Consider the following 26,636-nt stretch of genomic DNA (forward strand, 5'->3'; position numbering starts at 1 on the left):
AAGTTTAAATAATATGCAAAACATATCCATAATAATAATATTAATTATTTATAAGCTTACACCTGTTAACAGGTCCTCTTTACCCTTTTCAAAACTATTAGCGTGGTGAATGGTAAGCTGGTTATTATTAAAGTTGCAAATAAATGTTTCCGTATGCGGGCTCTCGATATATCGCAGTGTAAGTTGCAACGTGTGGTCGTCTTTCCAAGTATAGCTGCCTGCCACCTTAGCCGGTGATAGCATCGTTCTTATTTCCCTGAGTGCACCAGTCAATGACGAACCAGGCTTATTTGTTTGATCCAGGTGCCATGCGCCGTTTCCAAATGCCAAAGCATAATTTGCTGTGTCGCCTTTAATTGCTACGAGGCATTCGCCATTTGATTCAGTAATGTTAATGCTGCTAAATTTTAACCTGTTAGCCTTGAGTGAATAGCTTTTACCGTTGATGGTTTTAAAGAAACTATTATCACTTTTAGGTGCCGGTTTAAGTGCCAAGGCGTCAATTGCTTTCCTAAGTTCTATATCAACCGGTTCGTTCTGCGCAAGTTTACCAGGCTTCATGGCAGGCAACAGGTGTTTCCAAACCAGGTTTATCTCCTCTTGCATATCGGTTGTTTCTGCGGTAATGGCAAGTACGGCATCCTGGTCAGGCATCACAATCATGTACTGACCAAAAGCGCCATCGCCCCGGTAAGCGTTGTTTCGGCAGCGCCACATCTGGTAGCAATAACCTTGCTCCCAATCGCTTGAATCTCTTTTTGCTTTCGGCATATCAGGATGCTGAATGATCTTAACGCTGCTTGCCTCTTCCACCCATCCCTTCGGTAAAAGTTGTTTGCCGTTCCACTTGCCTTTTTGCAGAAACAATTGGGCAAACTTGGCCATATCTTCGGTCTTTACACGTAATCCCCAGCCACCGGTATTTATCCCTTTAGGATCGGTTTCCCAATCTATTCCTGTAATGCCAAGTGGTTCAAACAAACGTGGCTTTAAATATTGCAGCACGGTTTGCCCGGTAACCTTTTGTACAATAGCAGAAAGCATGTAAGTACCTACTGAGTTATACAGGAAAACGGTACCCGGTTTATGCACAATGGGGGCGGCTAAAAATCCTCTTACCCAATTGGTATCTATCCCAACCCAAATAGGTTCCGGGTCTTGCCCATCTGCCATCATTAGTACATCCTTAACGGTTAGTGCAGCTAAATTGTCGCTTACCTTGGCTGGTAATTGATCAGGGAAGAATGAGATAACTTTATCTGTGAGCTTCAATTTGTTCTCCCCAATGGCAAAACCTACGGCAGTAGCTGTAAAACTTTTACTGCACGAGTATAGCGTATGCCTCAGATCGGGGCGGTACGGGTTCCACCACGCCTCAGCAATCACTTTGCCATGCCTAAGCAGCATAAAGCTGTGGAATTCTGTTTTACTGGTTTTAGTAGCATTTACAAAGTTGAGTATTCCCTGCGGATCTACGCCTTCAGCCTCAGGAGAACTATGAGGTAAATGCTGTGCGCTTAGCGAAAATATGGTAGCAACCTGCAGCGTTGCAAGGCAAAGGGTAGCACGTAAAAATGATAGCATAACGGTTGATGTTGATTTTCTAAATTACACAATCAACAGTATACCTCAAAGCCACAACTTACACAGGCAAGCTAAATGCAAACGTGCTGCCCTCGCCAATGGCGCTCTTAAGCCATATTTTGCCATTCTGCGCTTCTATAAAATCTTTAGAGATAGCCAGGCCCAATCCGGAGCCTGATTTATTTTGCCCGTCAGTAGGCACCTGGAAATATCTGTCGAACAAGCGTTTTTGATACTTTTCATCTATTCCCTTACCGGTATCAGTTACCGAGAATTCAACCTCTGTTCCTTTATTTTTAACAGCAATTACCACCTTTGACCGCTCTGAACTATACCTTAGCGCGTTTGATAAAAAGTTGACCAACACCCATGCGGTCTTTTCTACATCGGCATTTACATCAGGGAGGTTGTCATCTTTTACCACTTCCAGCTTAACACCTTTTTGCTCTGCCTGGAAGTTTACTGATTCAATGGCGTAATCAACTATTTTAGTAGGATCAACAGGTATAAAATTCAATTGAATGTTACCGGTCTCTACCTGCGACAGCTCCAGCAACTCACTGGTTATTTTTAGCAGGCGGTCGCTGTCATCATTAATGTGCTCCAGTAACTGCTGCTGCTCGGCGTTCATCTGGCCAACACGCTCATCCTTCATCAGCTTTAAGCTCATCTTAATTGATGAGATTGGCGTTTTTAATTCGTGCGAGATGGTAGCGATAAAGTTTGTTTTTGCCTCATCACGTTCCTTAAATTCGGTGATGTTGCGTAGGATGTAAACCTTACCGGCAGATGTTTTGGCGATATTAAGCGGCCTTGATATATTGCTTTCCATATTAGGTACATGGATCTCGCGTGTTTCTAACTGGAAATAAGAATCCTTTCCGTCAACTACTATCTTAAACGGCTTTCCGGCTTTGCTGTCATTGATGATGGATTTGAACAGGTCGTTATCTCTTGAGATGGAAGCAACGGTACCCGAGACAATTTTATCGCTATTAATGCTGAGTATTTTCTTAGCCGCGGTATTAATGAACAGTATCTCCTGCTTTTCGTTTATACCGATGATGGCATCGTGCATCTGCTCGATGATGGTTTCGATACGCAGCTTTTCAGACATGATCCTGGAAAGGTTACTGTTCTCCCACTCATTTAAGCGCTCGGCCATTTCGTTGAAGGCGTTACCCACTTCGGCAAACTCATCATCTTTATTAAAGTGTATGCGTTCTTTGTAGTTACGCGGACCAATAGCTCGTATACCAGTTAGCAACCTGTTTAACGGATTGATGATAAAGCCCGGGAAATTTACCGCAAATGTGAAAAGGATAACGAACGCCAGCAAACTGGCAAAACCTAATACGGTAAGCGATTCGTCTACAGATGTCCGCGCCATATCGTTCTTACGCACAATTGCGTTCATGTTAATTACTTCAACTACGCGCAGATATTTTCTTACGTGCTTTACCGCAGTATCTATCTTCGAATCAGAACCGCCAGATGCCTGCAAAACATTGTAAGTCGCGCTTAAGCTATCGGCGGCTTGTCGTTCGCCTTTTTCGGTGATATTGTGCTGCTCTTTTAAAAGCGCCGCCTTAAACTTTGTATCTAACGCGGGTGCAAGCGGCAGGGAATTATCGTCAAGCAAACTTCGCATTTCGCGGCAGTAGCTTAAACTTTCATAGTTATCCTTAAGAATGCCTTTGGCGCTGTTGGATATCTGGTTGATGTAGAACAGTGATGAAGCACCAAAAAACATCACCACCAAAAACAGAAAGCCGAAGCCTAACCGTAGTTTATTTTTTACTCTCATGATAGTATTACTAAATCAGTTTCTCTGGCTGCTATATTTTTCAGCAGCTCGTTAAATACCGTTGTTTTCAGGATAACCTGCCACAAGTTTAGGTGTGGTTTACCAATGCAAATGGTGGTGATGTCCCGCTCTTCTGCAACCTGTATAATGGTTTGGGTAATACGGTCACTTTTTAGTTTTATTACCTCTGCTCCCAACTCTATTGCCAGCTTAAAATTATTAATTAAATGGCGCTGCTTATCTAGTTTTATGCGTTCCATACTTTCACTGCTCTGCTGTACATATAGCACTATCCACGGCGAACGATAATATGAGGCCAGCCTGGCTGTTTTACGTATAACGATCTTGGCGGTTTCGGCATTGGTTGATATGCAGGCCAGGAAACGCTCGGGCCTCAGTTTTATCTGCCGCGGAACTTCGATATCTATCTTACGCTCCAGGTAGTGTGCAACTTCCTTTAAGGCTATCTCGCGCAGTTGTAAGATCTTATCATTTTGGAAAAAATTCTCTAAAGCCCGCTTTATTTTGCTGCTATCGTAGATCTTACCATCCTTTAATCGATCTATCAACTCATCGGCGGTAAGATCGATATTTACAATTTCGTCAGCCGTTTCCAGTATTTTATCCGGTATACGTTCTGTAATAGGGATGCCGGTTATTTCTTCAATCTCTTCATTTAGGCTCTCTAAATGCTGAATGTTTACCGCCGTGATAACACTTATCCCGGCCTCTAAAATATCAAATACATCCTGCCAGCGCTTGCTATTCTTGCTGCCCTCGATGTTGCTGTGAGCCAGCTCGTCGACAACCACAACCTCGGGGTGACTGTTCAGAATAGCTTGCAGGTCCATTTCCTCAAGCTCTTTGCCCTTGTAAAATATCTTACGCCTTTCAATAACACTGAGACCCGCCAGCAATGCGTGGGTCTCAGTGCGGTTATGTGTTTCAACAAAACCAATTTGTACGCCTATGCCATTGCGTTTTAACGCATGGGCCTCCTGCAGCATTCGGTAGGTTTTACCCACACCGGCGCTCATGCCAATATAAACCTTGAGCTTGCCCCGGCGCGATTTCTTAACCAGATCTATAAAATCCTTTACCGAATTACCATTGCTTGGGTCTTGTGGCATTTTCTGTTTGTTAACTGTTAAAAAGATACAGCAAAACTTGCGGTTATTAACGGACTATGGGTGGTTAAACCTGTTTGTTTTACAAATATCTGGTCTTTACTATCGTAAATTTTTCCTTCTAAACGGATCAGCGCATTTTTGATTGGCGCATAATCTACGTTAAGCGAATAACCTTTGGTATCAAAGCCGTTTGTTGTCCCGGTGGCTATAAAAATTCCATTTTTATCCTTGTAGTACTCAAATCTGCCGGCAACTGCCCATTTATCTGCAAGCTGATAACGCGCAATGGCAACCGGCGAAATGATGTGATTATAATCGTCACTGCCTTTGGCTTTTTGCTGCATACCATAATCAAACCCGGCAGTGATGCCAAATTTGTTGGTTAGCTGAAATATACCATAAAAGTTATGATAGATACGGCGTACGCCTACTGAGTCGGCACCTTCAATACCTACATAATTACTGTAATTAAGCGTGATGTTATCCGCAGCTTTATAAGTCACCTGCAAACCACCTGCTGGCTTGCTGTTGCCATCCTGCCGGTTTATGCGCTGCCATCCGTTTAAGTAAAGGCCGGTTAATGTAAGCTTACCATCATTGGTGGTGTAAGTCAATTTAGCCCCTGTTTCGTAGTAAGGCGTGTTTTCTGACGCGATGTTACGTGTAAGCACCCAACAGTCTTTGGATATAGCACTTTCAAAGCCAATGTGCGATGCAAAAATACCTGCATCTAACCATAAGTTAGCAGATTTAGACAACTTGATACCCGCGTTGGCTTCAAACACATTCTTAAATACCCCCTGCTCTGCAGCCAGGTTTGCGTTAGCATAAGTACCGGCCATGAGCGCTACGTTAGCGCGAATACTGCCGTTATCGTAATTGGCTTTGATAAAGCCCAAGTTGAGATTTACCTCGTTGTGGCGATTATGCGAATACACAAAGCTCGGGCGTGTATTGTTAGCCGGCTTATTAAAATCGTAGCCATAGTACAGTTCGGCGTAACCACTGATAGTAAGGTTACCACCTGTTTTTACAGAATCCTGTGCAAATAATGATGTCATACACAAGGCGAGAATACACGTAGATATAAGTTTTTTCATCGAATTAGTTCTTGATACGCATTGCGCTAAGTATTACTCAGCACAACGCGCAGGCAGACGCATATCTGCCAATGTCATTAATAAGCGTGCTCTCCGAAACAAAGCCCGGACAACGCCACTGTAATTTTGATAAGGTTATTGATTATTTCAGTTCATCTAAAGCTACATTAAGCTTTAGCACGTTCACTTTGGCAGGGCCAAACATTGGCTTTTCAGTATGTTCTTTTACCAATGCAGCTACCTTCTGTTCGTCTAACTTGCGGACAGCAGCAATGCGATTAATTTGTATGATTGCCCCTGCTGGAGAAATATCCGGATCCAAACCACTGCCCGATGCAGTAACCATATCGGCAGGGATATCGCTGCGTTTGATGCCAGGGTTGTATTTAAGCAGGGTGTCGATACGGTTGCTTACTTCTTTTAAGTAATCAGGATTTGACGGGCCTTTGTTTGAACCCGCGGAACCGGCTGCGTTATAACCTACTGCTGATGGGCGACTCCAGAAATACTGTGGCTTATCAAACTTTTGGCCTAACAGCGCATAGCCAACAACTTTACCGTTCACGGTGATTGTTTCACCGTTGCCTTTGCCTTTTGCCATTTTACTGGCGAAAGAAATAAACACAGGATATATAACACATAACAACGCAGTTAACACCAAGGTTAATCTGATAGATTGTACGAGCGTTTTCATTTTATTTGAGATTTATTGATTTCCACCTGAGCAAGCCTCGCTTTACGGTACTTGCTCAGGTGAGTAAAATTTATTTTATAAACAGCGCTATCACCAGGTCAATTAATTTGATACCGATGAACGGAACAATTACACCACCTAAACCATATATCATCAAGTTACGGCGTAACAATGCGCTTGCTCCAATAGGTTTGTAAGCAACACCTTTTAATGCCAATGGGATAAGCAATGGAATAATGATGGCATTGAAGATCACTGCCGATAGTATTGCACTCTCAGGACTGTGCAGATGCATGATATTGATGGCCTGTAAAGCAGGTATAGAAGCAATAAACAAAGCCGGTACGATAGCGAAATACTTGGCCACATCATTAGCGATGGAGAAAGTGGTTAGCGTACCGCGGGTGATGAGTAACTGCTTACCTATCTCTACGATCTCGATAAGCTTGGTTGGGTCATTATCCAGATCCACCATGTTACCTGCTTCTTTGGCTGCCTGGGTACCGCTGTTCATGGCTACGCCAACATCTGCCTGGGCAAGTGCAGGGGCGTCATTTGTACCATCACCCATCATGGCTACCAGTTTACCCGCAGCCTGTTCGGCTTTAATGTAACGCATTTTATCTTCAGGTTTAGCTTCGGCAATAAAGTCGTCAACACCGGCTTTTTCAGCAATAAATTTTGCAGTTAGCGGGTTATCACCTGTTACCATTACGGTTTTGATACCCATTTTACGCAGGCGCTCAAAACGCTCAGCAATGTCAGGCTTAATAATGTCCTGCAATTCTATCACACCAACAACTTCTTCGTTTTTAGCAACTACCAATGGGGTACCGCCTTTAGAAGAAATGGTTTTTACGCGTTCCTCAATCTCGTTGTCAAACTTATTACCGGCATTAATGGCCAGGTTGCGAATAGAGTCAAATGCACCCTTGCGAATACGTGTACCATCCGGCGTGTTAATACCGCTTGCCCTTGTTTCTGCAGTAAATTTGATAAACTCAGAATCCTTTGGCGCAGTTAACGCAAACTGACTAACGCTTTGTTGTGCAAGCTCAATGATAGATTTACCTTCTGGAGTTTCATCAGCCAATGATGATAGCACACAAGCCCTTACAAAATCATCCTGGGCTACGCCCGGTGCCGGCCAAAAATGAGTTGCTTTACGGTTACCTATGGTGATGGTGCCTGTTTTATCAAGCAGCAACACGTCGATATCGCCTGCAGTTTCTACCGCTTTACCAGATTTTGTGATCACGTTTGCACGCAATGCCCTATCCATCCCGGCAATACCAATTGCTGATAACAAACCGCCGATAGTGGTTGGTATCAAACAAACAAATAAGGAGATCAGCGCTGCTATAGTGATGGTTGTGTTAGCGTAAGCTGCAAAGGGCTGCAGTGTTACACATACAATAATAAATACCAGCGTAAAGCTTGCCAAAAGAATTGTTAAAGCGATCTCGTTAGGGGTTTTCTGGCGCGATGCACCTTCAACTAATGCGATCATTTTATCCAGGAAGCTTTCGCCCGGCTGGGTAGTTACCACCACTTTAATATTGTCTGATAATACTTTGGTACCACCGGTAACCGACGATTTATCACCACCTGCTTCGCGGATAACCGGGGCAGATTCGCCAGTAATGGCAGATTCGTCTATTGTAGCCAAACCCTCGATGATCTCACCGTCGGTTGGGATAGTATCACCAGCCTCGCAAACAAACACATCACCTTTAAGCAACTGGTTTGATGAGCGGGTTACGATAGAGCCATCGTCCTGTAGCACTTTTGCAGGTGTGTCCTCACGGGTTTTGCGCAAGCTATCTGCCTGTGCCTTACCACGTGCTTCGGCAATAGCCTCGGCAAAATTGGCAAACAACAAGGTTAGCAACAGTATGATGAAGATGCTTAAGTTGTAAGCGAACGAACCCTGACCAGCATGTGTGAAACTATAGAAAGTAACATACAGCATGATAACGGTACCAACCTCCACCGTGAACATCACGGGGTTGCGCATCATGGTTTTGGGGTTAAGTTTTATGAACGACTCTTTTAATGCGCTTTGCACTAAAGCCGGTTCAAATAATTTATTAGATGAAGTTTTCATTTTCCGTTTTCAGATAAACCCTCCCTTGCGAGAGGGTAAAGGGATATTATTTAAGCATTGTAAAATGTTCGGCAATAGGACCCAGAACCAAAGCCGGGAAGTATGACAGCGCATTAAGCACCAGGATAACGGCAAACGTCATGATACCAAAGGTTACCGTATCCGTCCTTAATGTACCGGCAGATTCCGGAATGTATTTCTTTTGAGCCAGCAAGCCGGCTATTGCAACCGGACCAATGATTGGCAGGAAGCGACCAAGCAGGATAATAATACCTGTAGATACATTCCAGAATATGTTGTTATCGCCCAAACCTTCAAAGCCCGAACCATTGTTGGCGTTAGATGAAGTATTCTCATATAACATCTCAGAAAAACCATGGTAGCTTGGGTTGTTTAGCCATGCTGACGGTTTTACCGCCCAGTTAGCAGCACCGTAATTTGTGAAAACATAGCTTGCCAAAGCGGTACCTGCCAGTATCAGAAACGGACTAAGCAAAGTGATCAAAGCAGCGATCTTAACCTCCCGAGCCTCTACTTTATGCCCAAGGAATTCGGGAGTACGACCCACCATTAAGCCCGAAATGAATACAGCTATGATAATGTAGATGAGGTAGTTTAATACCCCTACACCACAACCGCCAAAGAAGGCGTTAATCATCATGCCTAACATTTGCCATAAGCCGGTCAATGGCATGGTACTATCGTGCATACCATTTACAGAACCAGTTGATACGATAGTGGTTAGGGTACTCCAGTAAGCTGTCGCCATTGGGCCAACCCGAACTTCTTTACCTTCCATAGCACCGGTTGATTGGCTTACTCCCATTTTCGCGATGGCGGGGTTGCCACCCAACTCGCTAAATATCGTCGGGATCATCAGCATCAGCATACCAATGGTCATCACACCGAATATTACCCAACCCATTTTCTTCCTGCGGGTAAAATATCCAAAGGCAAGTACCATTGCGATCGGCACTAACATTTGTGCTACTATCTCTGCAATGTTGGTGGTGTAGTTAGGATTCTCTAACGGATGCGCTGAGTTGGCACCAAACCAACCACCACCATTTGTGCCCAGGTGTTTTATAGCAATAAACTGAGCAGCCGGGCCGCGCGATACGTTAACCGTATCGCCCTGCATGGATATAAATTGATCTTTGCCGGCGTAGCTTGCAGGCGTACCATTAAACGCAAGTATTAAAGCAAGTACAATTGATAAGGGCAGCAACAAACGGGTTACCGAACGTACCAGGTACACCCAAAAGTTGCCTACATCATTGGTTGTTTTATCGCGTAATGCTTTAAACACTGCAACAGCACAAGCTATACCGGTAGCAGCACTTGTAAATTGCAGAAACATAAAGATGAAGTGCTGTATAAGATAAGTAGCACCACTTTCACCGCTGTAATGCTGCAGGTTAGTATTAGCCACAAAGCTGATGATAGAGTTGAAAGCCAGATCGGCGGTCATACCCGGGTTACCATCTGGGTTAAGCGGAAGCTTGTCCTGGAACATCAGCATAAAAAAGCCGTAAACCAACCATAATGAGTTAATGGTGATCATGGCTTTCAGAAACTGCTTCCAGTTCATGGGCTGGGATGGGCTTATACCTGATAGTTTATAGATAAGGTTTTCGATGGGCTTCATAAAATCAGTCCATACCTTTTCGCCTGCAAACATCCTGGCCAGGTATTTACCAAGTGGTATTGCAATAAGCAATGTGATAGCGAACGAGATCAATATCCCGGAAAGTTCAGTATTCATTTTATGTTAAAATTTTTCGGGTTTAAGCAGTACATACACCATGTATGCGAACACTGCAAGTGAAATGATAAATAGTGCGATCATGATACTTTAGATTTTTTCGAACCAATCAATAGATTTAAAGAATAGCCGACAGCATACAAGCAGGGTCAGCAAAAGAATTATAGTGATCATTTTATTAAATGTTTGAACACCATAACCAACCGACATGCCATCAATTATAAAATATTGATTTACAGATAATTGAAATATTTTTAGAAAATACGTCAACAAAAAACCCTACCAAAATGGAAGGGTTCAATATCATTTTGAGAAGATTAAGCGTCTTTTTTCTCTTAAGAATAGTTATTGAGCAATCTTATACTCTTCAAGCTTGCGGTATAGTGTAGTTACGCCAATGCCAAGGAGTCGGGCAGTTTCGGCTTTATTGCCGTGGGTGCGGGCAAGTATTTTTTGGATGTGATGGCGTTCAATGGTTGCCAGATCTACCGCGTTAGAGTCCGTATTAGCGTATTTAAAATCCGGCGGGAGCAGATCAGCGGTGAGGATATCATTATCGGCAAGTATCATCACCCGCTCTATTACGTTCTTTAGCTCGCGTATATTACCTTTCCAATTGTGGCGGTTAAGCAGAGTTAAAAACTCATCATTCATTTTAGGCTGATTTTTACCTGCTTGCGCTGCAAAACCTTTAAGGAAGTAGTTAGCTAATAGTTCTATGTCCCCTTTTCGCTCGTTCAATGACGGAAGCTCAAGTGTGAAAACCGATAAGCGGTAGTATAGATCAAGCCTGAAATGACCTGCCTCTGCCTCTTTTTGTAAATTGCGGTTGGTAGCCGCAATAATACGGATGTTAACTTTGGTCTGTTGCGTATCACCAACCCTGATGAACGTTTTATTCTCCAGTACGCGTAATAACTTGGCCTGCAGATCGAGGCTCATCTCCCCTATCTCATCCAGAAATATGGTGCCATGCTGCCCTTCTTCAAGCAAGCCTTTTTTATCTTTCACAGCGCCGGTGAATGCTCCCGCTTTATAACCAAAAAGTTCGCTCTCTAACAGCTCTGCAGTGAAGCTGCTGCAATTAATGGCCACGAACGGCATTTGCCTGCGTTCGCTCTCGTTATGTATAGCAGCAGCAAAAACCTCCTTGCCCGTACCGGTTTCACCAAGTAACAAGACAGTAGTATTGGTTACAGCCACACGGCGGGCAAGCGAAACGACCTCTTGTATCTGTTTTGAATTGCCAATAACGCTTGAAAAACCAAGTTTTGCCCCTGTTTTCTTTTTTTCATCAAAGGTGCGCTTTTGAGCAACGGCCTTTTCTATAGCCTGGTTAACAAGCGGTATTATCTTGTCGTTATCATCGCCTTTGGTGATGTAATTAAATGCGCCGTTTTGAATGGCCCTTACCCCATCGGCAATGGTGCCATAAGCCGTAAGGTTGATCACCTCAACGTAGGGCTTTTTCTCTTTGATTACCTTAACCAGGTCTACCCCGTTGTAATCAGGTAGCTTAACATCGCTTAATACCAGTAAAACATCCTCTTGCTGCAATAGCTTTAAGCCATCTTTTCCGGTAAAGGCCTGCAATACCCTAAACCCCTCTAAACCAATGATCCGCGAAAGCAGGTCATTCAATTTTTTTTCGTCGTCGATAATGAGGATCGTGTGTTGCATTTTAAATGCAATACTATGATTAATAATTTAATTTGCTTAAGCGCAAAAATAAATAGTATCAGGCACTACCATTACATATAGCTTTAAAACAACAAAACTGCTTTACTTTGTTTTTCTTAGCGTAAGCGTTATCACATTTACCGACAGCGGTTCGATGTTTACAGGCTTGTTAGCTACCCACTTTACACTGCGAATTACAGGTTTAATGGCGTCCGGATTATCAACGCTGTTAAATGCAAGCTTATCTTTGTCGCTTAACTGCATCCACTGCATATCCTTACCAGATACTGTAGCACCCTGCAGATCAAAACTTACCTGTTTGGCCGTTAGTGAGGTGTTAACTACTTTGATTATTAATTTACCGTTTTCCCTATCAATGGTAGAACTGCTATATAAACTATCCTGGCCGGTTAATGCCTTGCCATTATCGGTAACGGGCACCACCTCCGATCCTTTGTTTGCAGAGAATGCTTGCTGTACATAATAATTGGGGGTAGCAACCGAACGTAGGTTATCAAACCAGATAAGGTCTGGTCGCCACTGCCATGCATCAACGTGGGCAAGCAGCGGTGCATATGAGGCCATGTTCACCACATCGGCATTGCGCTCCAGGCCGGTCATGAATGCAGCTTCGCAGAGTGCCGCCCACCAGGTGTTATGGCTTTCGGCATGCTTATCTTTCTGCGCATCATCTTTTATGTGTGCTGCATATTCTCCCGCGAAGATCTTTGTCTTATCTCGGCTGTATTTGTCGTAGCGGTTTGCATTACGCAAAAACCACTCGGGCGGCGCATAATAGTGCTCATCTATTAAACCGGCATTTTCTGCACGTAACGCCTTGTTCAGGTAATCGAAAAGTTCACCACCGGAGAACGGCCCTGCGCTGGTAACCATAGCAACCTCGGGATGTTTATTGTGGATAGCTGCGGCGAAAAGCTTGTAGCGTTCAAGGTATTGCTCGCCCCATTGTTCGTTACCTATACCAATAGTTTTTAAATTGAACGGCGCAGGGTGGCCCATATCGGCACGTAACCTGCCCCATTTGGTATTTAAACCACCGTTGGCAAATTCAATCAGATCAAGTGCATCTTGTATGAATGGGTCTAATTGATTGATTGAAATCACCTCGCCGCTGTTAAATTGGCAAGCCATGCCGCAATTTAAAATAGGTAATGGGGCTGCACCGATGTCTTCGCATAATTGAAAATAGTCAAAGAAGCCTAAGCCAAACGACTGAAAATAATCCGGAGCCGAACGGTAGCTGAACTCAGTGTTCCAGCGGTTGATGATCAATTGCCTGTCGCTTACATTGCCAACGGTCTTTTTCCACTGATAGCGGTTGGCCAGATCGCGACCCTCAACAATACACCCACCGGGGAAACGCATAAAACCGGGGTGAAGATCAGCCAGCTTTTGGGCAAGGTCAGCTCGCAAGCCATTTTTGCGGTGCTTAAATGTATTCTCAGGAAACAAGGAGATCATATCAACCTGCACACGACCTGTACCAGTGAAAATGAGTTTAAGGCTACCCTTCGCGGCATTTTGCGTACATTTCAGTTTTGCAGTAAGCGTTTTCCAATCTTTGGTAAATGGTTCAACGGCAGTTTGTGCTATTACCGCGCCGGCCTCGTTGACAGCCTGGATCTGCAGGTTGATGTTGCCTGTGCCCACCTTAGCCATCATGGATAGATTGTAATCTTCTCCACTTTTAAAACCCATCCCGCGGAACCCTTCGTTTATAAATTCAAATGTGCCTTTGTTATTCTCCAGGTTGATATCTGCGTAGCGCTGGTTACCGGTATTTAGCAAATTTCTGTTTACAACCAAAATGTTTCCTTTACCACCGTTTACTTCTTTCAGGTCCCAACCCATCAGCGGGTCGGCAAACTCAAATGAGCGATTTTTTACCATCTCGGCATACAACCCACCATCCGCGGCAAAATTGATATCCTCAAAAAATATCCCCCACATGGTTGGCGATATTTCAATTCCCGGCTTATCCACCTGTATGGTCAGTTTGGTTTGCGCCTGCAAAGCATTTATACCTAAAAGGCTTACCGCTGCTGTCAGGATGATATGTAAAAATTTTTTGTTCATATGCTCTAAACTTGGATATATCTCATTTAAAAACGCTAAGGTCCCAGCTATCTGACCAGTTGATCTCGATATCATTCCCCTTGAAGGCGATAGGCAACCATAAATACCGTCCGTCTATTGCATTCTTAGGCTCCCACTTATCGGCCATAAAAATAAATGCATCCTTTTTACCGCTCACAGGCAGTATGTAGGTGCTTTGGCCACCGTAAGTTTTATCGCTACCTTCTCCTTTACACGGATTGCCATGAAATGTCCATGGGCCAAACATCGATCTTGAAGTGAACCAGCGCGCAGCATTTGGCGCCCAGCCTGTACAGCCGGAGCCGATCATGTAATAAAGTCCATTGCGTTTAAATACTGCAGGCGCTTCGGTTTGATGGCCAATATAAACCCTTGAAAACTTGCCCGTATGCCCGGTGTAATCATCGGTAAGTTCTGCAACCTGTATGGTGTTGTTCTCTTCGGATGAATAAACATGGTAAGCTTTGCCATCATCATCAACAAATACGGTCATATCGCGCGCCATTTGGCCACCGGGCAGGTCGCGACAAAAGAACTGGTCGCTTTCGTTTTTCGGGCGCGAACAATCTACCATTTCGTCTGCAGGCGTACCTGCCGGGTAAAAAGGCAAACTATTTGGATTTGGGCGATAGCTTTTAAGGAACTTATACGGACCGGTAGGTTTCTTGCTTACAGCAACGCCCGCACGTGCTGCGCTGTAACCTTTGCCTTTTAACTCCAGATGGAACCACATTACATACATTTTGCTCTTGCGGTTATAAACTACTTTTGGTCTTTCCAAAATGCAACCCTGCGCAATGTCACTGGTGCTATCAGCAGACACAGGCAGAGCAATTCCTTCGTCTTTCCAGTTATAAAGATCTTTTGATGAATAACAATGCACGCCTACCATAGCGCTGTTACCCCGCTCTCCGGCAACTTTGTGTTCGCCAAACCAATAATACATGCCTTTGTCATAAAGCAAGCCTCCGCCATGGGCATTGATGTGCACACCTTTGTTATCGGGCCATATAGCACCCGGTGTAAATTTTAAAAAAGTTTTCTTGCTATTGGTTTGGGTGTAGCCTTTGCCTGCTGTAAGTATAAAAGCTGCAAAAAAAACTACTATGGCTAATGCTTTGCTTCTCATCTTTAAGTTTTAAATCCTTTACAAATAGTACGGATATATCATAGTTAGCGCAGGTAGTAAAAGTAACAGAAAAAACCTGGGATAAATTGCCATAAATTAACCCATATTGGCAAGGATTTAGCATCGCTACGCCTATTTAAAAACCAAGCGCCGACCGTTTCAACGATCAGCGCCGGGGAATATCGACTGTTAAGCGCTACGCTATTTGATTTCAGTCCCTTCCTTTAATTCATCGCCTGCATGAAGCACCACTTTTTCACCGGCCTTTATATTCCCGAAAACTTCTGTAAAATCACCGGAGCTGATACCCTCTTTAACATCTGAAAATACTGCTTTACCATCTTTAACGAGTATTACGTATTGTCGCTCGGTAGATTGGACGATGGCATTGCTGGTTACTAACAAAGATTTCGCACCCGAGCGAAGCGGTATCTTAACTTCGCTGTACATACCCGGTTTAAGCGAGCCATCTTTGTTGATGACGTCTATCTCAATAGCCTCAGAACGTAACGAGCCCAAAGCATTTGCCGACCTGCTGATGTAAGCACTGTTTTGTTTGCCCGGCAAAGCATTAAATACAAAGTCTACCTTTTGCTTCAAGTCAACTTTATCTACATAGTTTTCAGGGATCATCACCTCTAAACGCAGCTTTTGGTTGTCCTGCAGTATAAGCATGGGCTGGTCTCCGGCCTTGCCGGGACCAACCAATGCACCCGCAGAAACGTTACGCTGTACGATGGTTCCATTAAACGGGGCGCGGATGTTCAGGTAATCCTGCACATCTTTCATTGAAGCTACGTTTGACCTTTCTGATGACGCAACTGCCTCATCTGCTTTCATTTTCGCGAGGGCATTATCCAGATCGAGCGGAGATACTGCACCTGCTTCTTTTGAGGCTTCTTTTAAACGGCGATATTTTTCGCGACTGGCACCGGCGCTTTCCTGGGCCTGCAATAAACGGCCATTAGCAGCTTGTAATTGCGAGGTCATTTCAGGAGCTTCCAATACGGCTAATAATTGTCCTTTGTGTACTATCGAACCCCTGTCAACATAGATCTGTTTTACAAAGCTGTTTAACTTGGCAAAGATATTTACCTCGTTAAAGGGTTTTAGCTGCCCCGGCAACCTTACATAGCTGGATAAGGCCTTCTCGACGACTATGCCTGTCTCAAACTTATTTGAATTGCTGGCTTTTGTATTATCTGTTTTAGTCATATCAACCGGCTTTTGAGAGCCACCGCAACCGGCTGCTAATGCTGCAATAGCAGCCAGTATTATTAATTTATATTTCATTGTAGTGTGGTTCGTTAAGTTGCAATTGTGTTTCAGCATCATCTGGCATCAGCGAAGGCGATTGGTAGGTGGTTTTATTTTGTACCCAGGCAAATACCAGCGGCAGAATAAATAATGCTGCGATAGTAGAGGCGATAAGCCCGCCGATAACCGCCCGGCCAAGCGGCGCTGATTGCTCACCTGCTTCACCCAAGCCCGATGCCATGGGTATCATACCGGCTATCATGGCCAAGCTGGTCATTAAAATTGGCCTTAAGCGTATGGATGCGCTTGTTACAGATGCGCGGGTAGCATCCTGATATTCTAATCTTAATTTTTCTGCATTGGTTACGATAAGGATAGCGTTGGCCACCGATACGCCGGTAGACATGATCATGCCCATGTAGGATTGCAGATTAAGGGTTGATCCGGTACATAACAGCATCAGCAGCGAACCCAATATCACAGCAGGAACGGTTGAAAGCACGGTAAGTGAAAGTTTCAACGACTGGTAATTGGCCGCCAGCAATAAGAAAATAACCAATACTGCAAACAGCAATCCGTTTTGCAAACTGGTCAATGTTTCCGTTAAAAGATTTGACATTCCTTCAGTGCGTACTACAATGCCTTTTGGTGGAGTGCCTAATCCTTCGATCGCCTTTTGAACAGCTGTGGTAGCAGTTCCTAAATCTTTATGGCTGATATTTGCACTTACCGTTAAATAGCGCCGTGGACCGCGGCGATCATACTCGCCGGGAACGTACCTTGTTGCAAAATCGGCAACATCGCCCAAAACCGGGCTGCTCTGGCCTTTTACCAGGGGTATCTCCCGTAGTTCATCCATAGTATTCATCACAAACTCGGGCACCTGCACTTGCACCTGGTATGTATAAGCCGATTTTTCATCAAGCCAGAGGTTTTTCTCAGTGAAGCGGCTTGAGGAAGTACTTGCCGTTACAGAGCGCGCTATCTCAGAAACACTTAAACCCATTTGTGCAATCTTCAATCGATCGAGTTTGATATCGATGATAGGAAAGTGCAAAGGCTGGTTTATCTGAACATCGCGTAGATAATCAACCTTTTGCAGTTTGCTTACCAGTTTATCACTGTAAGCTTGCAACTGCCCCATATCACGCCCGGCAACCGTAACTTCTATTGGGGTTGATGCGCCTTGGCTCATGATCTTTTCTGTCATGTCAATAGGCTCAAAGGTAATTCGCATCTCCGGCAAGGCATAGGCAATGTTCTTACGCAGCGCTTCTTTAAAATCATCCATATTAACATGATAATCTTCATCAAGGTTAACCTGCATAACAGCCTCGTGTGTCCCGGTATTAAACACGTACAAATTGCTTACCCCGTAACTGCTTGGTATCAGTCCCACAAAGCCTGAGCTAATGGCTACGTGATGGTTAGAGGTACTGTCTATAATGTTAAGCACCTGTTTAAATTTGGCTTCGGTGCGTTCCAAACGGGTGCCGTCTGGTTCCTTTGTCCTTATCTGAAACTGGCCGTTGTTCAACTTGGGCATCATATCTTTGCCAATTATCACAAAGCAAATACCGGCCAATAAGAACACGCCTACAATGTAAATAGGAACTATGGCCTTTTTGCGAGGCATCCATTTATTGATGATGCCCATAAAACGCACCTTAACGCGTTCAAACAGGTCATTTTGCTCAGGATGCTTGTTTTCCTCTTTTAAATGAGCGTCCACCTGGTCGCGTTCCTCAGCATCAAGCCCTTCACCTGCATGTGCATGAACCTCAGCATGGTGATAGTGCTGGTACTGTTCCGCTTTGATCATCCAGTTACTTAAAATAGGTACCAGCGTTTGGGCAATAATGTATGAAACGATCATGGTTAAACCGATAGATAGCGACAGCGGCAAAAACATGGCCTTGGGCACGCCGCTCATCATAAACGACGGCGCAAAAACAGCAAGTATACAAAGCAGGATAAGCAACAGCGGGAAAGATATTTCCTCGCAGGCATCATATATGGCTAATCGCTTTGGTTTACCCATTTCCAGGTGCTGGTGTATGTTCTCAATGGTAACCGTAGCCTGATCCACGAGGATACCGATAGCCAGCGCCAATCCGCTCAACGTCATGATATTGATGGTTTGATGGAAAATACCTAACAACATCAGCCCGATGAGAATAGAAACCGGAATGGTGATCACAACAATCAGGCTGCTGCGCCAGTCGCGCAGGAAGAGTAACACCATCAAACCGGTTAATAAGGCACCTAAACCGCCCTCGGTCATGAGGCTTTTTACTGCGTTTATCACAAATATGGATTGGTCAAACTCGTAGGAAACTTTTACGTCATCAGGCAGTAAACTCTGTATATCCGGCAGTTTAGCCTTTAAAGCCTGCACTACTGACCAAGTAGACGCATCTGCTGTTTTTACCACTGGTATGTAAACAGACCTTTTGCCGTTTATAAGCGCATAACTAACGGTAACATCGGCACCGTCTGATACCCTTGCAACATCTTTGATAAAAACCGGGGTCCCCTTTTTTGTAATTACCGGTATGTTGCCAAAATTGTCTACACTTTTTATCAGCGTGTTCATGGTGGTAACAAACATGGTATTGTTCATGCGCAGGTTACCCGATGGCGACATTACGTTATATTTAGCCATAGCCTCTACTACCTCATCTGGTGTTAAGCTGTAACTGCGCAATTTGTTGGGGTCTACATTAATGATAACTGAACGGGAATTAGCGCCGAAAGGCGGCGGGGCCGAAAGGCCGGATATAGACGAGAACGTTGGCCGTACACGTGTTGATGCAAGATCATATATCTCTTTTAAGCTTCTTGTTTTTGATGACAGCACCAATTGGCCAACCGGCAGTGATGATGCATCAAACCTTACCACCTGTGGCGGGAGAGCACCCGGCGGAAATGCCTTCATTACCCGGTTTACCTGCAAGGCCACCTGGGCAGATGCTTCGGCCATGTCTGTGCCTTCATAAAAGCTAAGCTTAAGCAGGGTTAGGCCCTGTATATTTTTACTGGTGATACTTTTAATACCATTTACATACAGAAATTGATCCTGCATGCTGGATGAGAAAAACCCTTCCATTTGTTGCGGCGACATGCCCCCGTAAGATTCAATTACATAAATAGTGGGCATGTTCAGTTGAGGAAAGATATCTATGGGGATTTTTATTGCACTTAGCACTGAAAATATAAGCAGGCTCACTACGATAATTACCGTAGTTACGGGCCGCTTTAGTGCTGATGTAACCATTGACATATTTTTGATATTTAAAGTAGTTTGAGGATAGCGTCAACTTGATTTTCTACTACGGCTTTCTGGAACAGCGCGCGGCTGTAGCTGAATTTTGCCGACGTGTAATCTGTTTCTGCGCGATAAAGCAGGTTAAGCGCAGCGTTAAGCTCGATGATATCTGTAAGGCCGTTTTTATACAGCGCAAATTTTTGGCGGTATGCGGCGTTGGCTGCCTTTAACTGCTTAGGTATTTCCTGCAACCTATCAAGCGCAGATGCTACATTGGCATCTGCCTGGCTGCTTCCTGCGGCTATCAGCGCTTTTTGCTCCTGGAGTTTTTTTTCGGCATAAAGGGTGCTCGCCTTTTGGGTATTTAACTTAAGGCGGCGCTTATTAACGTTAAACAAATTGTAGCTTACACCTACCCCAACCAGGTAGTTACCTCTGTCAAAACCCCAACCGTTACCTAACGGTCCAAAGTGGTCATTGGCGTCAACACTTGCAGCACGGCCCCATGCAGCTGCCTCTAACATAATTTTTGGAGAATAGCTTTTTCTAACCAAGTTTTCTTTCTGCAAACTACTGTTATAAATTGAGCGGTAGTAGTTTATTATCGGGTGGTTAAGCGTATCAGCGTTGAACAAACTAAATTCGGCGGCGTTCCTGGCCAGTGATTGTTGTGTTGTGGTGTCAGCGACAATATCGTTGGCCGGTATGCCGCTAACGGCAGATAATTTTATCTGTATCTGTTTAGCCTGGTTAAGCAGATCGATATACGTTAACCTCGACTTCGAGATCTCGGCCTCGGCAATACTGGTGTCCACACCAGCGCGTATGCCGCTACGGGCAAGCGCTTGTATAGACCGCCTTATCTCCTGGTTGCGTTTAATATTTCGCTCCTGAATGGTAAGAAGATTCTGCAGTAAGCCTAACTGAAGATAATTATCAATGGTAGCAGCGGTAAGCGCATACTTTGATTGCTCAAATTGCCGTTGCTCTACATCTACGTCGGCGGCGGCTGCCTTGTTGGCAGCGCCATAGGCACCGAAATTATAAACCTCCCAATCAAGCGCGGCGATACCCAAATTTACCAAGGTGGCTGATGTGTTGCTTTCCGTACGCACGCCACGCGAGTTAGATGGCACTATACCGAAAGCGAAGTATGGACCAGCTACGTTGTTGTTAGTACCTACATCTGCCTGGTAATTTAAATTTAATGACGGCAACCAGTTGCTTTTTATGTCGCTGGCCTGTGCCTGCTTTACTTTTATAGCGGCTGCGTCGGCAATCAGGGCGGGCGCGTTATTATTCACTTTATCTAAGAGTGCATTTAAGCCGATGCTTTTGTTGTTTTGCGCGCAAACAGTAGCCGGCAGCATATATAAAAGCAGCCAGCATTTTTTTATACTGAACATTGTTGAATTTGAAATGAATGATTAAACCATTAAACCCTTGCCATTAGGCAATGATCGTAGCAATCATTCAGATCGAAAGATGACGGGTAGTGAGGTAAACCGGCTGCGAGGGCACAAGCGGTTGAAGGGAGAAATAGTTAAATGCGAAAGTTTTTTGAAGCAGCTTAAAGCGGCCAAATAAGAGGCTCAATAATGCTGCAATCCCAAATGCGAATGGAAGCAATGCCTGCGGAGTAAGGTCGCCGGTAACGTCTTTGCAAAACTCTGTGTCGTTAAGGCTATCTAATCGGTACTTGGTGAAGCTTTTTACCAATATGGTTGGATGCTCGTCAATAGATGAAAGCCGTGCATGCAAAACAAAACCAATAAAGGGCTTGGCGACAAAAAATATTGCTGCCAGCACAAATATTAGTTTAAAATATGTTTTGCGATTCATTTATGTTCCTCAACGCAAATCTCAACAAACAAAACATCACAATGTATATGCGTAACACGAATGTTGCAATTTATAAAAAATGTGCCTTTATAGAGCCGTGGGCTATAAGTTAGTGGCTATCAAGCGAAACCATATCGCTACAAATCTCTTCATACTTTAACAATTATCTAATTATGAAAAAGTATCTGTCATTATTATTACTTATAATTCTGTATATTCCGTTAAAAGCGCAAAACCTATCCTATAATAATCCAGGCGACACCATTTTAGGTGTGTGGCAAACGGCAGATCAGAAAGCGCAGATCACTATTACCAAAAAAGACAGTTTGTACTTCGGCAAGCTGAGCAATGCCACTTTAAGCATTGACAAGAAAGTAAACTTACATTTGCCGACAAGTTTATTAGGCATTTACATTTTGCAGGATTTCAAATTCTCAGGTGATAACAGATGGGACGGCATGATCTTCGACCCCAAGAGCAAAAAAACTTATAAGTGCTATCTCAAGATCGAGGATGACGGCACTATGAAGGTGAGAGGCTATAAGGGCATCTCGCTATTTGGCAAATCTCAGTACTGGACGAGGGTAAGGTGACCTTAGTAACGCAGAGTCAATAGTCTTAGTGAAAATGTCACCGTTCTCCGGAAATATATCTCATTGATTGTGTTTTATTCGATGTTTCCAATAAATAGTTATCTAAACAATGAGAAAAAGCTGAAGTAAAAACATAACCGGTCTTTTTTTATTTACAGTTAAAATGACGCGGAGATTTGCAAACACATCATTTTCAGATAAATTCGCAGAAATTTTACGATCAGGTATTAAATGCAAACCCCACATTTCACTAAGCTGTCTGCAGCAGGCGTATTAATCACATTAGGTATCGTTTTCGGCGATATAGGCACATCTCCGCTTTACACCTTTCAAACCATTATTAAAGAGGGAGGGCGGGCTGATGCTTTTCTCGTACTTGGTGCAATATCTTGCGTATTCTGGACGCTTACGTTACAGACAACTTTTAAGTACATCCTGATAACATTACAGGCCGACAATAGAGGCGAGGGTGGCATCTTCTCCCTATATGCGCTTGTCCGCAGATATGGTAAGCGCCTTGCCATACCTGCCATTATTGGCGCCGGCACCTTGTTAGCCGACGGTATAATAACACCGCCAATTTCGGTTACGTCGGCTATTGAAGGTTTAGGACTGGTACCTGCGCTTTCTAAAGACTTCGTCCCGGGCCATGACCTTATCATTGGTATTGTCATAGGCATCATATTACTGCTATTCTTTTTCCAGCAGTTTGGCACCAACGTAGTTGGGGCGGCATTTGGGCCCGTCATGCTTATCTGGTTTTTAATGCTTGGCGTGTTAGGCTTTGTCCAGGTAGCGCACTATCCTATAATTATTAAAGCGCTTAATCCCATTTATGCGTGGGATCTGTTAAGCCAGCATCCCAAAGGCTTCTGGTTATTGGGTGCGGTATTTTTGTGTACTACCGGTGCCGAAGCTTTGTACAGCGACCTTGGCCATTGCGGGCGCAAAAACATCCAGGCAAGCTGGATATTAGTGAAACTGACTCTTGTTCTGAATTACCTGGGCCAGGGTGCCTGGGTACTTACAAGGCCCCAGGGATATGACTTTAATGCCATAAATCCTTTTTTTGCCATAGTTCCGCACGCCATGTTGCTGCCGGCTATTGGCATAGCAACCTTGGCAACAATTATTGCAAGTCAGGCATTGATCAGCGGCTCGTTTACGTTGATCAGTGAAGCTATCAGCATGAGCTTTTGGCCAAGGGTAACGGTTAAATTCCCTTCAAATATTCGCGGTCAGATCTATATACCAAGTATCAATTGGCTGCTTTGCCTGGGTTGTATTGCGGTAACACTATATTTCAAAACATCAGAAGCCATGACGGCGGCTTACGGCTTTTCTATCACCGTAGCCATGCTCATGACCACTTACCTGATGTACTACTTTATGCGTTATAAAAAACACTGGCCACTATGGATAGTGGTGATTATCATTTGTGTTTTTGTTACCGTTGAAGGATCATTCTTTGTTACCAATGCTGTAAAGCTGTTAAAACGTTTGTTCTTCCTGGTGTTCGAGGTAGGATTGATATTTACCATGTATATCTGGTACCGTGCACGGAAAATAACCAATCGATATCTCAATTTTGTAAACCTGCAGGATTACATGCCTATGCTTAAGGCAGTAAGTTCTGACCAGGGCATACCCAAGTACTCAACCCATCTCATCTATCTCACCAAAGCCAATAACAGCAAACAGATAGAAGAACGGATAATCCATTCTATTTTGAGCCGCAAGCCAAAACGTGCCGACGTTTATTGGTTCATTCATATCGAGCGTACGGATGCTCCTTATACTATGGAATATGCTGTTGAGAAGTTGGAAGACGGCAAAGTAATACGCCTTGAATTCCGAATAGGTTTTAGGATCCCGCCAAAAGTGAATGTGCTATTCCGCAAAGCTGTTGAGGAAATGATAGAACGTAAAGAAATTGATATTACCAGTAAGTATGAGTCTTTAGGCAATTTTAAGTTACCTGCTGATTTCCAGTTTGTGCTGATAGAGCGCTTCCTGTCTTACAACAATATCTTAAGCAAGGTTGAAAGCTTTATCCTCAGCAGTTATTTCACGATAAGTGATCTGGCATTAAGCGATGCTAAGGCATTTGGATTAGATACCAGCGAAACAAGAATTGAAAAGATCCCGCTGATCGTAAATCCTTTAACAAACGTACATCTGGAACGGGTTGATATGTAAAGCCGTTATTGAGATTTATAAACCCAGCTTAATTACGTGATTGCTATATTTAGAGCGTGACTACTAAAAGAATTCTTTTCGCCGGTCTGCTTTCTATGACCGGATATTGTGCAGAGGCTCAAGATGCGTTTAAGAAAATGCCGCATCTTTTTACAACACCTAAAAATTACGTGGTTACTTACACCACCACAGTGCCAAAAATTGATGGCAATATCAATGACTTAGTATGGCAGCAAGCCGCCTGGACAGATGAGTTTGTTGATATTGAGGGCGATTTAAAGCCCAAGCCAAATTTAAGCACTAAAATGAAAATGCTTTGGGGCGATAGCTGCCTTTACCTTGCCGTAAAAATGCAGGAGCCGCACTTATGGGCAAATCTCACCGGGCATGACCAGGTAATTTTTCAGGATAATGATTTTGAGATCTTTATTGATCCGGACAATGATGCCCGCAATTACTTTGAGATAGAAATTAATCAGCGTAACAAGATATTCGACTTATTCCTCCCAAAGCCGTATCGCGATAAGGGCGATGCACTAATAAGCTGGGATGCAAACGGTATGCAAAACGCGGTACAGCTCCAGGGCACGCTGAATAACCCAAACGATAAAGACACAGGCTGGACTGCCGAGTTTAAAATTCCTTTCAGCAACATCAAGATGGGCTTTGGCAACGGCACACCAGCCGAAGGTACATTGTGGCGCGTCAATTTTTCGCGGGTAGAGTGGGATACCTATGTAAAGAACGGCAAGTACGTAAAGCAGAAAGACGCCAAAGGTAATAAGCTGCCCGAACGAAATTGGGTATGGTCGGCACCCGGCATTATAAACATGCACGCGCCCGAACGCTGGGGATATCTCCAATTTACAAAGAACAAATCAGCTAACGACCTAAAGTCTGAAGTGCCCTATGCCGATCTCCAAAAACAGTATCTCTGGCTAATTTATTATAACCAGCAAAAATACCGGCAGCAGTATAACACATATGCAAATAGTCTTGCAGATTTGGGCATAACATCTTCCGATGCAATAGTAGAAGGCATTAAAAATACATTATCTGTTGAGGGTTCAAAACATCAATACCTTGCCACCATTACTGATGCCAACGGAAAAACATGGACAATAAATAACGACGGCTTACTTCGTATGCAGAAGTAGTGCGATTAAAATGGCAGTTTTGATTGAAACAAAAAACTTATCGGCATTCTGTCTCACTTTTATTGGATTTACTTCGGTCATGACCTTTTATTAAACTTCCGAAGAAGATTTATCCAACATTCCTACAGAATGCTATTGTATATAGCATAAAATTTTCATCATGCTAAAATCTAATATTGCCAAAGCATTTTCAGCGCTTGGTATAGTGCTTACAGCGCTGGGTGCATCAGCACAGAATAAAACAGGTTTACATATCCTCAAAAAACATCCTATTAAAAGTAGCGGCGGTTGGGATTATATTACGGTTGATGCTGCAGAGAAAAAGATCTACGTATCTCACGGTACGCAGGTAAATATTTTAAGCACAGTTACCGGCGACTCCATAGGGGTTATTCCAAATACAAACGGCGTTCACGGGATTGCATTGGTTAAAACGTTGGAGAAAGGTTATACCAGCAACGGTCGCGATAATTCATGCACCATATTTGATCTTAAAACCAATGCCGAACTGGGAAGGATAGCTGTTGGCACCAATCCCGACGCGATATTTTATGATGACTTTTCTAAAAAAGTATATGCCTTTAATGGCCGCAGTAATGATGCCTCTGTAATAGACCCTGCAACTGATAAGGTTGTGGCGACTATCCCCTTAGGGGGTAAACCAGAAACCGGAGTTTCTGATGGCAAAGGCAGGATATTTGTGAATTCTGAAAATACCAATGAGGTGGTGGTAATTAATGCCAGCACATACAAAGTTATAGATCGTTACAAAATAAACGGAGGCGATGAACCATCAGGATTAGCCATAGATAGGGTTACCAAGCGCTTATTTGTTGGTTGCGGGGGCAATGCCACACTTGTAGTTATGGATGCTACTAATGGCCTAAACCTTGCAAAATTTAAAATTGGCGATTGCGATGGCGCAGCATTTGACCCGGCACTAAAGATGATCTATGTCTCTAACGGAGATGGCAATATGTCGGTTATCAAGGAGGTTGGCGCCAATAAATTTGTTTTTGTTGAGAATGTACCTACGGAAAAGAGTGCACGTACTATAGGCATAGATACTATTACCCATCACCTGTTTTTGCCTGCTGCACAAATGGAGGCCACGCCACCAACGACAGAGAATGCTCACCCATGGCCGCACATGCTGCCGGGTACTTTCCACGTAATTGAAATAGGTAAATAGTTTTACATTTAATG

19 protein-coding genes are annotated in these 26,636 nt (G+C 43.8%); 4 read left to right on the forward strand and 15 right to left on the reverse strand.

What is annotated here, in order from left to right; translation table 11 throughout:
• Positions 1-48: 48 nt before the first annotated feature.
• From FPZ42_RS16760 to FPZ42_RS16830, 15 genes are all read right to left on the reverse strand, one after another.
• The gene (locus FPZ42_RS16760; RefSeq protein ID WP_146273018.1) at positions 49-1,584 is read right to left on the reverse strand and encodes a serine hydrolase domain-containing protein; all 1,536 of its coding nucleotides are present in this window, start codon (positions 1,582-1,584) and stop codon (positions 49-51) included.
• 58 nt (positions 1,585-1,642) lie between these two features.
• A complete protein-coding gene (locus FPZ42_RS16765) occupies positions 1,643-3,391 on the reverse strand; it encodes a sensor histidine kinase (RefSeq protein WP_146273019.1) in 1,749 nt (582 codons plus the stop codon).
• The gene (locus tag FPZ42_RS16770; RefSeq protein ID WP_146273020.1) at positions 3,388-4,521 is read right to left on the reverse strand and encodes a sensor protein KdpD; all 1,134 of its coding nucleotides are present in this window, start codon (positions 4,519-4,521) and stop codon (positions 3,388-3,390) included. Before FPZ42_RS16770 ends, FPZ42_RS16765 begins: the two co-directional genes overlap by 4 nt.
• Positions 4,522-4,538: 17 nt before the next feature.
• The gene (locus FPZ42_RS16775; RefSeq protein WP_315898400.1) at positions 4,539-5,582 is read right to left on the reverse strand and encodes a porin; all 1,044 of its coding nucleotides are present in this window, start codon (positions 5,580-5,582) and stop codon (positions 4,539-4,541) included.
• 181 nt (positions 5,583-5,763) lie between these two features.
• Positions 5,764-6,315: a K(+)-transporting ATPase subunit C gene (locus FPZ42_RS16780; protein WP_146273022.1), complete on the reverse strand. Its 552-nt coding sequence runs from the start codon at positions 6,313-6,315 to the stop codon at positions 5,764-5,766.
• A 70-nt stretch (positions 6,316-6,385) separates the two neighbouring features.
• Complete coding sequence (gene kdpB / locus FPZ42_RS16785; protein WP_146273023.1) at positions 6,386-8,422, reverse strand: potassium-transporting ATPase subunit KdpB; 2,037 nt, start codon at positions 8,420-8,422, stop codon at positions 6,386-6,388.
• Positions 8,423-8,468: 46 nt separating this feature from the next.
• Positions 8,469-10,187, reverse strand: a complete 1,719-nt coding sequence (gene kdpA / locus FPZ42_RS16790) for a potassium-transporting ATPase subunit KdpA (protein ID WP_146273024.1) — start codon at positions 10,185-10,187, stop codon at positions 8,469-8,471.
• Between the two features lie 6 nt (positions 10,188-10,193).
• Positions 10,194-10,271, reverse strand: a complete 78-nt coding sequence (gene kdpF, locus FPZ42_RS16795) for a K(+)-transporting ATPase subunit F (RefSeq protein WP_146273224.1) — start codon at positions 10,269-10,271, stop codon at positions 10,194-10,196.
• Between the two features lie 261 nt (positions 10,272-10,532).
• Positions 10,533-11,867 (reverse strand): sigma-54-dependent transcriptional regulator, encoded by a 1,335-nt coding sequence (locus FPZ42_RS16800; protein WP_146273025.1) that lies wholly within the window; start codon positions 11,865-11,867, stop codon positions 10,533-10,535.
• A 102-nt stretch (positions 11,868-11,969) separates the two neighbouring features.
• Complete coding sequence (locus FPZ42_RS16805; protein WP_146273026.1) at positions 11,970-13,964, reverse strand: alpha-L-arabinofuranosidase C-terminal domain-containing protein; 1,995 nt, start codon at positions 13,962-13,964, stop codon at positions 11,970-11,972.
• A gap of 22 nt (positions 13,965-13,986) precedes the next feature.
• On the reverse strand, positions 13,987-15,114 hold the full coding sequence (locus FPZ42_RS16810; protein WP_146273027.1) for a glycoside hydrolase family 43 protein: 1,128 nt from the start codon (positions 15,112-15,114) through the stop codon (positions 13,987-13,989).
• Positions 15,115-15,315: 201 nt separating this feature from the next.
• Positions 15,316-16,407, reverse strand: coding sequence for an efflux RND transporter periplasmic adaptor subunit (locus tag FPZ42_RS16815; protein ID WP_146273028.1), 1,092 nt, complete (start codon positions 16,405-16,407; stop codon positions 15,316-15,318).
• The gene (locus FPZ42_RS16820) at positions 16,397-19,654 is read right to left on the reverse strand and encodes an efflux RND transporter permease subunit (RefSeq protein WP_146273029.1); all 3,258 of its coding nucleotides are present in this window, start codon (positions 19,652-19,654) and stop codon (positions 16,397-16,399) included. Before FPZ42_RS16820 ends, FPZ42_RS16815 begins: the two co-directional genes overlap by 11 nt.
• 11 nt (positions 19,655-19,665) lie before the next feature.
• Positions 19,666-21,045, reverse strand: a complete 1,380-nt coding sequence (locus tag FPZ42_RS16825; protein WP_146273030.1) for a TolC family protein — start codon at positions 21,043-21,045, stop codon at positions 19,666-19,668.
• 67 nt (positions 21,046-21,112) lie between these two features.
• Entirely contained in the window at positions 21,113-21,481 is a 369-nt protein-coding gene (locus tag FPZ42_RS16830) for a hypothetical protein (protein WP_146273031.1), read from the reverse strand.
• A 173-nt stretch (positions 21,482-21,654) separates the two neighbouring features.
• Here FPZ42_RS16830 and FPZ42_RS16835 point away from each other — a divergent pair, with 173 nt between their 5' ends.
• The 4 genes from FPZ42_RS16835 (at position 21,655) to FPZ42_RS16850 (ending at position 26,622) form a co-directional block, all read left to right on the forward strand.
• Positions 21,655-22,074 carry a DUF2147 domain-containing protein gene (locus FPZ42_RS16835; protein WP_146273032.1) on the forward strand — a complete coding sequence of 140 codons (420 nt, stop codon included), beginning with the start codon at positions 21,655-21,657 and terminating at the stop codon, positions 22,072-22,074.
• A 231-nt stretch (positions 22,075-22,305) separates the two neighbouring features.
• The gene (locus FPZ42_RS16840; protein WP_146273033.1) at positions 22,306-24,273 is read left to right on the forward strand and encodes a KUP/HAK/KT family potassium transporter; all 1,968 of its coding nucleotides are present in this window, start codon (positions 22,306-22,308) and stop codon (positions 24,271-24,273) included.
• Between the two features lie 56 nt (positions 24,274-24,329).
• Positions 24,330-25,430: a carbohydrate-binding family 9-like protein gene (locus FPZ42_RS16845; RefSeq protein ID WP_146273034.1), complete on the forward strand. Its 1,101-nt coding sequence runs from the start codon at positions 24,330-24,332 to the stop codon at positions 25,428-25,430.
• A 160-nt stretch (positions 25,431-25,590) separates the two neighbouring features.
• Entirely contained in the window at positions 25,591-26,622 is a 1,032-nt protein-coding gene (locus FPZ42_RS16850) for a YncE family protein (RefSeq protein ID WP_146273035.1), read from the forward strand.
• Positions 26,623-26,636: the final 14 nt, after the last annotated feature.

Source organism: Mucilaginibacter achroorhodeus (genome assembly GCF_007846095.1).
Taxonomy (GTDB): domain Bacteria; phylum Bacteroidota; class Bacteroidia; order Sphingobacteriales; family Sphingobacteriaceae; genus Mucilaginibacter; species Mucilaginibacter achroorhodeus.

Excerpts from the sequence above, each read along its gene's own strand:
- FPZ42_RS16810 (WP_146273027.1), bottom strand. The coding sequence starts at position 15,114 with ATGAGAAGCAAAGCATTAGCCATAGTAGTTTTTTTTGCAGCTTTTATA.
- FPZ42_RS16835 (WP_146273032.1), top strand. The coding sequence starts at position 21,655 with ATGAAAAAGTATCTGTCATTATTATTACTTATAATTCTGTATATTCCG.
- kdpB (WP_146273023.1), bottom strand. The coding sequence starts at position 8,422 with ATGAAAACTTCATCTAATAAATTATTTGAACCGGCTTTAGTGCAAAGC.
- FPZ42_RS16830 (WP_146273031.1), bottom strand. The coding sequence starts at position 21,481 with ATGAATCGCAAAACATATTTTAAACTAATATTTGTGCTGGCAGCAATA.
- FPZ42_RS16770 (WP_146273020.1), bottom strand. The coding sequence starts at position 4,521 with ATGCCACAAGACCCAAGCAATGGTAATTCGGTAAAGGATTTTATAGAT.
- FPZ42_RS16775 (WP_315898400.1), bottom strand. The coding sequence starts at position 5,582 with ATGACATCATTATTTGCACAGGATTCTGTAAAAACAGGTGGTAACCTT.
- FPZ42_RS16825 (WP_146273030.1), bottom strand. The coding sequence starts at position 21,045 with ATGTTCAGTATAAAAAAATGCTGGCTGCTTTTATATATGCTGCCGGCT.
- kdpA (WP_146273024.1), bottom strand. The coding sequence starts at position 10,187 with ATGAATACTGAACTTTCCGGGATATTGATCTCGTTCGCTATCACATTG.
- FPZ42_RS16780 (WP_146273022.1), bottom strand. The coding sequence starts at position 6,315 with ATGAAAACGCTCGTACAATCTATCAGATTAACCTTGGTGTTAACTGCG.
- FPZ42_RS16850 (WP_146273035.1), top strand. The coding sequence starts at position 25,591 with ATGCTAAAATCTAATATTGCCAAAGCATTTTCAGCGCTTGGTATAGTG.
- FPZ42_RS16815 (WP_146273028.1), bottom strand. The coding sequence starts at position 16,407 with ATGAAATATAAATTAATAATACTGGCTGCTATTGCAGCATTAGCAGCC.
- FPZ42_RS16800 (WP_146273025.1), bottom strand. The coding sequence starts at position 11,867 with ATGCAACACACGATCCTCATTATCGACGACGAAAAAAAATTGAATGAC.
- FPZ42_RS16765 (WP_146273019.1), bottom strand. The coding sequence starts at position 3,391 with ATGAGAGTAAAAAATAAACTACGGTTAGGCTTCGGCTTTCTGTTTTTG.
- FPZ42_RS16840 (WP_146273033.1), top strand. The coding sequence starts at position 22,306 with ATGCAAACCCCACATTTCACTAAGCTGTCTGCAGCAGGCGTATTAATC.
- FPZ42_RS16805 (WP_146273026.1), bottom strand. The coding sequence starts at position 13,964 with ATGAACAAAAAATTTTTACATATCATCCTGACAGCAGCGGTAAGCCTT.
- kdpF (WP_146273224.1), bottom strand. The coding sequence starts at position 10,271 with ATGATCGCACTATTTATCATTTCACTTGCAGTGTTCGCATACATGGTG.
- FPZ42_RS16760 (WP_146273018.1), bottom strand. The coding sequence starts at position 1,584 with ATGCTATCATTTTTACGTGCTACCCTTTGCCTTGCAACGCTGCAGGTT.
- FPZ42_RS16820 (WP_146273029.1), bottom strand. The coding sequence starts at position 19,654 with ATGTCAATGGTTACATCAGCACTAAAGCGGCCCGTAACTACGGTAATT.